Source organism: Gordonia sp. HS-NH1 (assembly GCF_001418765.1).
Classification (GTDB): Bacteria; Actinomycetota; Actinomycetes; order Mycobacteriales; family Mycobacteriaceae; genus Gordonia.
Genome location: NZ_LIYC01000045.1, coordinates 33,969 through 40,068, shown reverse-complemented (window position 1 = coordinate 40,068; position 6,100 = coordinate 33,969). Strand labels below are relative to the sequence as shown.

The following is a 6,100-nucleotide window of genomic DNA, read 5'->3' as shown; positions in this document are numbered from 1 at the left end:
CACCGCCGCGCCGGGTCTCTCGGAGGCCCGTGAGTCGGGTCTGCTCCCACGTTACGACGAGGTGGCCGACTACCTCCGCTCGCGACGCGTCTGAGGCATTCACACGCCGTCACGCGTACGGCTGAGCCGTACACGTGACGGGGTCGGTGGCACTCAGCCGGTCGTCGACCGCCGGAACGCGGTGACGGCCCAGACGTAGCCGACGACCAGGAACAGCAGGCACCACCCCAGTGCCCACGGCCAGCGATCGCTGATGTCGAGACCCATGAGAAGTCCGCGCAGGGTGTCGGCGATGGGGCTGAACGGCTGGTATTCGGCGAACTGACGGACTCCGTTCGGCATGCTGTCCGTCGGGACCAGCCCACTGCCCAGGTAGGGCAGGAAGAGCAGCGGCAGTGGCATGTTGCTGGCGCTCTCCGGATTCGGCGCCACCACCCCCGTCGCGACCGCGATCCACACGAGTCCCGCCGTCAGCAGCAGGAGCAGACCGCCGGCGGCGAACCAGTCGAGAAGGCTTGCGTCGGCACGGAAGCCCAGCGCGAAGGCGACGGCGAGCAGGAAGACGACTGCGACGATGCCCTGGATGAGCGCGCCGACGAAGTGCCCCGCCAGGATCGCCGTCGGCGGTGTGGCCAGCGATCGCAACCGGTTGATGATCCCCTCGGTGACGTCCTGGTTGACGGAGACGGCCACCGCCACCGTCAGGAACGACGGCACGAAGAGCAGGAGGCCGGGCAGCAGATAGTTGATGTACTTTCCGTCGAGCGGTCCGTCTGCGGCAAGCGCGCTCTCGATGGCGCCGCCGAAGAAGTAGGTCATCATCAACAGGATCACGACCGGCATGGCGATCGTCGAGAACATCATGGTGGGGTAGCGCCGCAACCGGATCAGGTTGCGGCGCACCATCACCGCGGAGTCGGACAAGGTGTGGTCGAGGGTGGTGGTCATGACTTCTCCTAGTTGGCGGTGGCGGTGGCGGTCGCGGCGGTGCGGCCGGTGATGGTGAGGAACACGTCGTCGAGATCAGGTGTGTGAACGGAGATCCCGGCGGCGTCGATGCGAGCCTGGTCGAGGGTGGCCAGGACGTCCCGGACGGCGCCGATGCCCGCGCCACCGGGTACCGCGAGGGTGTTCTCGCCCGGCGTGTCGATCGCCGACGGGAACTGCGCCCGTGCCCGCCCGAGGTCGTCGGCGTCGGTGAAGTCGATCCGGATGTACCCGCCCGGGACGAGTCGCTTCAGTTCCGCCGCCGTGCCCTCGGCCACGATTCGGCCTCGGTCGAGCACGGCGATCCGGTCGGCGAGATGGTCTGCCTCCTCGAGGTACTGCGTGGTGAGGAAGATGGTGGTGCCACCGGCGACGAGGCCGCGGACGGTGTCCCAGACCGCCCGGCGGGACCGTGGATCGAGGCCGGTCGTCGGCTCGTCGAGAAAGATGATCGACGGTTCGCCCACCAGTGTCATGGCCAGGTCGAGGCGTCTGGTCATGCCGCCGGAATAGTCGGCGACCCGGCGGTCCGCGGCCTCGGTGAGGTCGAAGTCGTCGAGTAACCGGTCGACGCGTTCGCGGGTTGCGGTCTTCGAGAGGTGTCGCAACCGGGCGACCATGGTGAGGTTCTCGCGTCCGGTCAGCAACGTGTCGACCGCGGCGAACTGCCCGGTCAGGCCGATCTGTGCGCAGATCTCCGCGCGGTCGGTACGCGGATCGAGGCCGGCGATCTCCACGTCCCCGGCGTCCTGCTGCGACAACGCGGACAGGATCTTGACCGTGGTCGTCTTTCCCGAACCGTTGGGACCGAGTAGTGCGAACACGCTGCCGGCGGGTACCCGGAGATCGATGCCGTCGAGGACGGTGTGGTCGCCGAAGGACTTGGTGAGTCCCACCGCGCTGATGGCCGTTGGTGTCATGGTCGAGGCTCCTTGTATCGGTGGTGGTGGTGACTGCGGAACAAATAAAGACATGCGCATATATGCATGTTTGGGTAGACGAACGTCCCTGGTGGACGTCGCCGGAGGTTCTCGGTTGTTCTGGAAAGGGCTCTAGAAGGGCTGTCGGGAGGGGGTCACACGTCCAGGTCTTCGACCTCGGGTCGTAGGGCTGCCGCGGTTCGTGCGTAGAAACGTTCGGGCACAAGTGGTTTGAGTTGCTCGGCGGTGTCGACGATGTCGACGCGGTAGTCTCCCCAGTCGGGCAGGTCGGCGGTGAACAGACTGCGGACGCTGGGCAGTCCGGTCAGGTCCTTGAGCCAGTTACCGGTCTTCTGTCGATGTGTCACCCCGTAATTCGCCCAGTCGACGTGGTGGACCGCGAGGACGATCTTTCCGGTCCGGCCCTCGTAGGAGCTCAATTTGGTTGCGTTGCCGGTGGTCTCGTCGTACTCGGTCTCTTCGGCGAGGAGTCTGCCGAAGAACCGTTTGCGGCGGACGCCGTCGGGGCCGTCCCGGAGAACCACTTCCTCGTACCCGGCGTCGCGGTAGTCCGCTGCTCGTACGTAGGCGCGCAATGCCTCCACGACCGCGCCGGAGAGATTGCCTCCCGACACCTGCTGGGCACGTTCGAGGACCTTGATGTCCTCGTCGGAGACGTAGATGGTCTTGTTCGGCATGCGCTAACTATAAGTAGATGTATACGTAGATGCAAGGGTGGTCTCGAAATATGTACGGCCGATGGTGGAGGGGCCAGCGGATGGCGGTCGGAGGCTAGTCGCCCGTTCCGCCGCGGTTCTCGCGCTCGGCGTCCTGCAGCGCGATCGCGCGGGCCAGCCGTGCGTACTTGACCTCGAGATCGCGGAATCGTAGGTAGGTCGACACCGTCGTGAACGCGAATGCGATGACCAACAGAAACAGCACCAGGTCGAGGCCGCGCTGGATGCCGATCTTGTTGGCGACCCACGTGACATCGTCCTGACGCAGCATCGCGTAGACGCCGAAGCCGATGAACGCGACGAACAGCAGCTTCACACCCGCCGAAGCGCGGGCGGTGCCGCGGTTCACGACGAAGAAGCCGACGAGCGCGATCAGGCCGAGGATCGCGAGGACCTGGAACCAGATCATCGTGACATCACTTCCTCATCCGCGTGTGGAACAGGCCGTCGGCGACGATGTTGACCCCGTTGATCAGCGACTGCCCCTTCGCCCGCGAATAGTCGGTGTAGAGGATCGTGACCGGTTGCTCGGCCACCCGCCACCGGTGATGATCGATGAGCGCGATGAACTCCGACGCGTGGCTCATCCCGCTCATCAAGAGATCGAGCTGATCGGCCACGGTCTTGTTGAAGGCCCGAAGTCCGTTGTGCGCGTCGGACAGTCCGAGGCGGCGTGTGCGCGGACTCAGGAACACGATGGTGCGCAACGCCATTCGACGAAGCAGCGGAACCGACTCACTACGACCGTCGGCGAACCGCGTGCCCACGATGATGTCGACGGGCTCGCGTCGCAGCCGCTCGATCATCGCCGACACGTCGTCGACCTGATGCTGCCCATCGGCATCGAAGGTCACGAAGAACCGGGCCCCCGGCCGGCGGCGCGCGTACTCGACGCCGGTCTGGATGGCGGCGCCCTGGCCGAGGTTCACGGGGTGCCTCACCAGGTGTACGCCCGCGGCGCGGATCTCGTCGGCCGAATTGTCCGAACTGCCGTCGTCGACGCAGACGATGTTGGGGAACGTCTCGCGGGCCTTGGTCGCCACCTCGCGGATCACCTGGCCCTCGTTGAAAACGGGTACCACCAGCCACACGTCGGCGTTGGTGGTGGGGTCGGCCATGGTCAACAACCCTAACCCGCATGCGCGTGGCGCCTGTCGTCCGGCACGCCTCGTGCGCGGCGGGGGCTTCGGACCCGGTTAGTCTTGTCCGGTGACGATCGACGTGATGATGCCGTTCTACGGCGACGTCGCCCAGTTTCAACAGGCCGTGACCAGTGTTCTCGAGCAGGACGACCCGGAGTTGCGCCTCGTGGTCGTCGACGATTGTCATCCCGATCCGACGCCGCGACGGTGGCTGGATTCGCTCGGGGATGCCCGGGTCCACTACCTGCGCAACGAGACCAACCTCGGCGTGAACGGGAACTTCCGGCGGTGCGTCGACCTGGTGACCGCCGACTGGTTCGTCGTCATGGGCTGCGACGACCTCATGCACCGGGACTACCTGTCCACCGTCCGCACGCTGGCTCGTCACCACCCCGACGCCGCGGTCATCGCGCCCGGCGTCGACGTCATCGATGAGAACGGGCATCCCGTCACACCTCTGGGCGATCGGATCAAGTCGGTTCTCGCGCCGCCGCGGGCGACCGTTCTGGCAGGGGAACGGCTCGCGACGACGCTGTACCACGGCAACTGGACCTATTTCCCGTCCCTGCTGTGGCGGACCGCCGCGGTACGAGAGGTCGGGTTCCGTCCGGGACTCGAGATCGTCCTCGACCTTGCGCTGCTCGTGGACCTGGCCGGCGCCGGCGGATCGCTCGTCTACGACCCCGAGGTGGTCTTCTCCTACCGCAGGCACAGCGCCTCGGTGAGTTCGGTGCAGGCCGTCGACGGTCGGCGGTTCGCCGAGGAGAACCGGTTCTTCGCCGAGGAAGCCGAGCGCTGCGCCGCGCGCGGCTGGCCGAAGGCGGCGCGCGCCGCGCGATGGCACGCCACTTCGCGGCTCAACCACCTCTCGGCCCGCGTCGGCGCGGGGATCGGCCGCTTGCGGGGTTCGTCCGGGAGCTAGGGGTGGGAGCTGCCGGGACCCTTCGTGACGCGCCCTCCGCAAGCTCCGGGCGCTCCTCAGGGAGCAGGGGGTGGGTCGCTCTTTCGGATGAGGGAGCAGGGGGTGGGTCGGTCAGGCCCGCAGTACCCCGGCCAGATGCACTCCGAGGCCGACCAGAGGCCCGACGACGAGGGCGAGGCAGGTCCGGGTCGCGACGTCGAACGGCAGCAGCAACACGGCCACGGCCACGAGGGTCGACACCCACCATCCGGCCGCGTACCAACGGTGGGCGCCGGCGGCGATCGCGGCGGCGCCGGTCACCGTCAGCAGTGCCAGGCAGGTCGCCCCCAGTGTCAGCAGCGCCACGACCAGCCCGTCGAGATCGAAATCGGCGCCGAACACCGACCTCAGCAACCACGGACCCACCAGCCACGCGCCGAGGACCCCCACGCCGCCGACGACCGCGACTATCCCGAGTGGCGTACCGAGGGAGGCGAGGCGACGATCCCGGCGGTCGACGAATCGGGAGATCAGAACGCCCTGAAAGCTGTTGAGCGGCACCAGCAGTGGTGCGCGCGTGAGGGTGACGGCGAGGACCAGCGCGCCGATCGTCCGGGTCTCGTCGGCGTCGGGCCCGCCGTGCAGATCGGTGGTCAGGTTGATGAGGACCGGAAAACCCATGACGAGTACGGCGCTCGCGGCGGCCGCGGCCATCGCGGTCAGGGTGTTGACCGCCAGACGCCGCGGCGGGACGTCGCCGGCGACGCCGATCGCGCGGCGGGCCGACGCCGACGTCGCAAGCAACACGCACCACGACACCGATCCGATGACGGTGACGACGAGGAACGCGGTGGTGCCCCAGCCGGCCGCCACCGCGATCCCGGCACCGGCGAGCCGGATCAGCGCATCGACCGACAGCAACGCCGCGAACGACGACCAGTTCAGCCGTCCCGACAACGCGCCGCACAAGTGCGCGTACACCGCGAAGCTCGCCACGCCGACGGCGAGCAGCAGCACCGACAATCCGCGATCGTCGGTGAACACGCGCGCGCTCCACAGCGGTGACGTCGCGATGACGAGAACGGCCAGGCCCAGTCCGATGCCCGTGTTCACCAGCAGCGGCCGCGACCGGGCGCGCCCCTCCGACTCGGCGGTCCGGACCGCGCGCGTCGTCTCCTGCAGCTGCCCGTTCTGCGCGCCGGTCACCAGACCATAGGCGGCCCAGAACACCGCGAACACGCCATAACCGACGGCGCCCAGGTGGCGGGCCGCCAGCAGCAGGACGATGTACCCCGACGCGGCCGCGACGACGGTCGCGATCGTGACCCGTCCCAGCGACGCCGCATCGGTGTCACCGGGCGGGCTCGCGGGCCCCGCCTGAGGACCCGGCGTCGTCGGATCGGTTGTCATCGA

The 6,100-nt window shown here is 67.9% G+C and carries 7 protein-coding genes and 1 pseudogene; 2 read left to right on the top strand and 6 right to left on the bottom strand.

Features of this window, described 5'->3' with window-relative positions:
- A pseudogene (locus AMD30_RS25565) lies at window positions 1-94 on the top strand (dTDP-4-dehydrorhamnose 3,5-epimerase); the annotation flags it as partial.
- Window positions 95-153: 59 nt separating this feature from the next.
- On the opposite strand, the gene AMD30_RS21210 reads toward AMD30_RS25565, so the two are convergent.
- From AMD30_RS21210 to AMD30_RS21190, 5 genes are all read right to left on the bottom strand, one after another.
- On the bottom strand, window positions 154-948 hold the full coding sequence (locus AMD30_RS21210) for an ABC transporter permease (protein WP_055476988.1): 795 nt from the start codon (window positions 946-948) through the stop codon (window positions 154-156).
- Window positions 949-956: 8 nt separating this feature from the next.
- Window positions 957-1,907 carry an ABC transporter ATP-binding protein gene (locus tag AMD30_RS21205; RefSeq protein WP_055476987.1) on the bottom strand — a complete coding sequence of 317 codons (951 nt, stop codon included), beginning with the start codon at window positions 1,905-1,907 and terminating at the stop codon, window positions 957-959.
- A gap of 155 nt (window positions 1,908-2,062) precedes the next feature.
- Window positions 2,063-2,605, bottom strand: a complete 543-nt coding sequence (locus AMD30_RS21200) for an EXLDI protein (protein WP_055476986.1) — start codon at window positions 2,603-2,605, stop codon at window positions 2,063-2,065.
- A 94-nt stretch (window positions 2,606-2,699) separates the two neighbouring features.
- Window positions 2,700-3,053, bottom strand: coding sequence for a DUF2304 domain-containing protein (locus AMD30_RS21195; RefSeq protein WP_010844816.1), 354 nt, complete (start codon window positions 3,051-3,053; stop codon window positions 2,700-2,702).
- Window positions 3,054-3,060: 7 nt separating this feature from the next.
- Window positions 3,061-3,762, bottom strand: a complete 702-nt coding sequence (locus tag AMD30_RS21190; RefSeq protein ID WP_010844817.1) for a glycosyltransferase family 2 protein — start codon at window positions 3,760-3,762, stop codon at window positions 3,061-3,063.
- A 91-nt stretch (window positions 3,763-3,853) separates the two neighbouring features.
- On the opposite strand from AMD30_RS21190, the gene AMD30_RS21185 reads away from it, so the two are divergent.
- Complete coding sequence (locus AMD30_RS21185; protein WP_055476985.1) at window positions 3,854-4,708, top strand: glycosyltransferase family 2 protein; 855 nt, start codon at window positions 3,854-3,856, stop codon at window positions 4,706-4,708.
- 111 nt (window positions 4,709-4,819) lie between these two features.
- Here the strand turns inward: AMD30_RS21185 and AMD30_RS21180 are convergent, their stop codons facing one another.
- On the bottom strand, window positions 4,820-6,097 hold the full coding sequence (locus AMD30_RS21180; RefSeq protein ID WP_055476984.1) for a polysaccharide biosynthesis protein: 1,278 nt from the start codon (window positions 6,095-6,097) through the stop codon (window positions 4,820-4,822).
- Window positions 6,098-6,100: the final 3 nt, after the last annotated feature.

Coding starts and splice junctions, on each gene's coding strand:
- AMD30_RS21195 (WP_010844816.1), bottom strand. CDS start 3,053: ATGATCTGGTTCCAGGTCCTCGCGATCCTCGGCCTGATCGCGCTCGTC.
- AMD30_RS21180 (WP_055476984.1), bottom strand. CDS start 6,097: ATGACAACCGATCCGACGACGCCGGGTCCTCAGGCGGGGCCCGCGAGC.
- AMD30_RS21210 (WP_055476988.1), bottom strand. CDS start 948: ATGACCACCACCCTCGACCACACCTTGTCCGACTCCGCGGTGATGGTG.
- AMD30_RS21200 (WP_055476986.1), bottom strand. CDS start 2,605: ATGCCGAACAAGACCATCTACGTCTCCGACGAGGACATCAAGGTCCTC.
- AMD30_RS21190 (WP_010844817.1), bottom strand. CDS start 3,762: ATGGCCGACCCCACCACCAACGCCGACGTGTGGCTGGTGGTACCCGTT.
- AMD30_RS21205 (WP_055476987.1), bottom strand. CDS start 1,907: ATGACACCAACGGCCATCAGCGCGGTGGGACTCACCAAGTCCTTCGGC.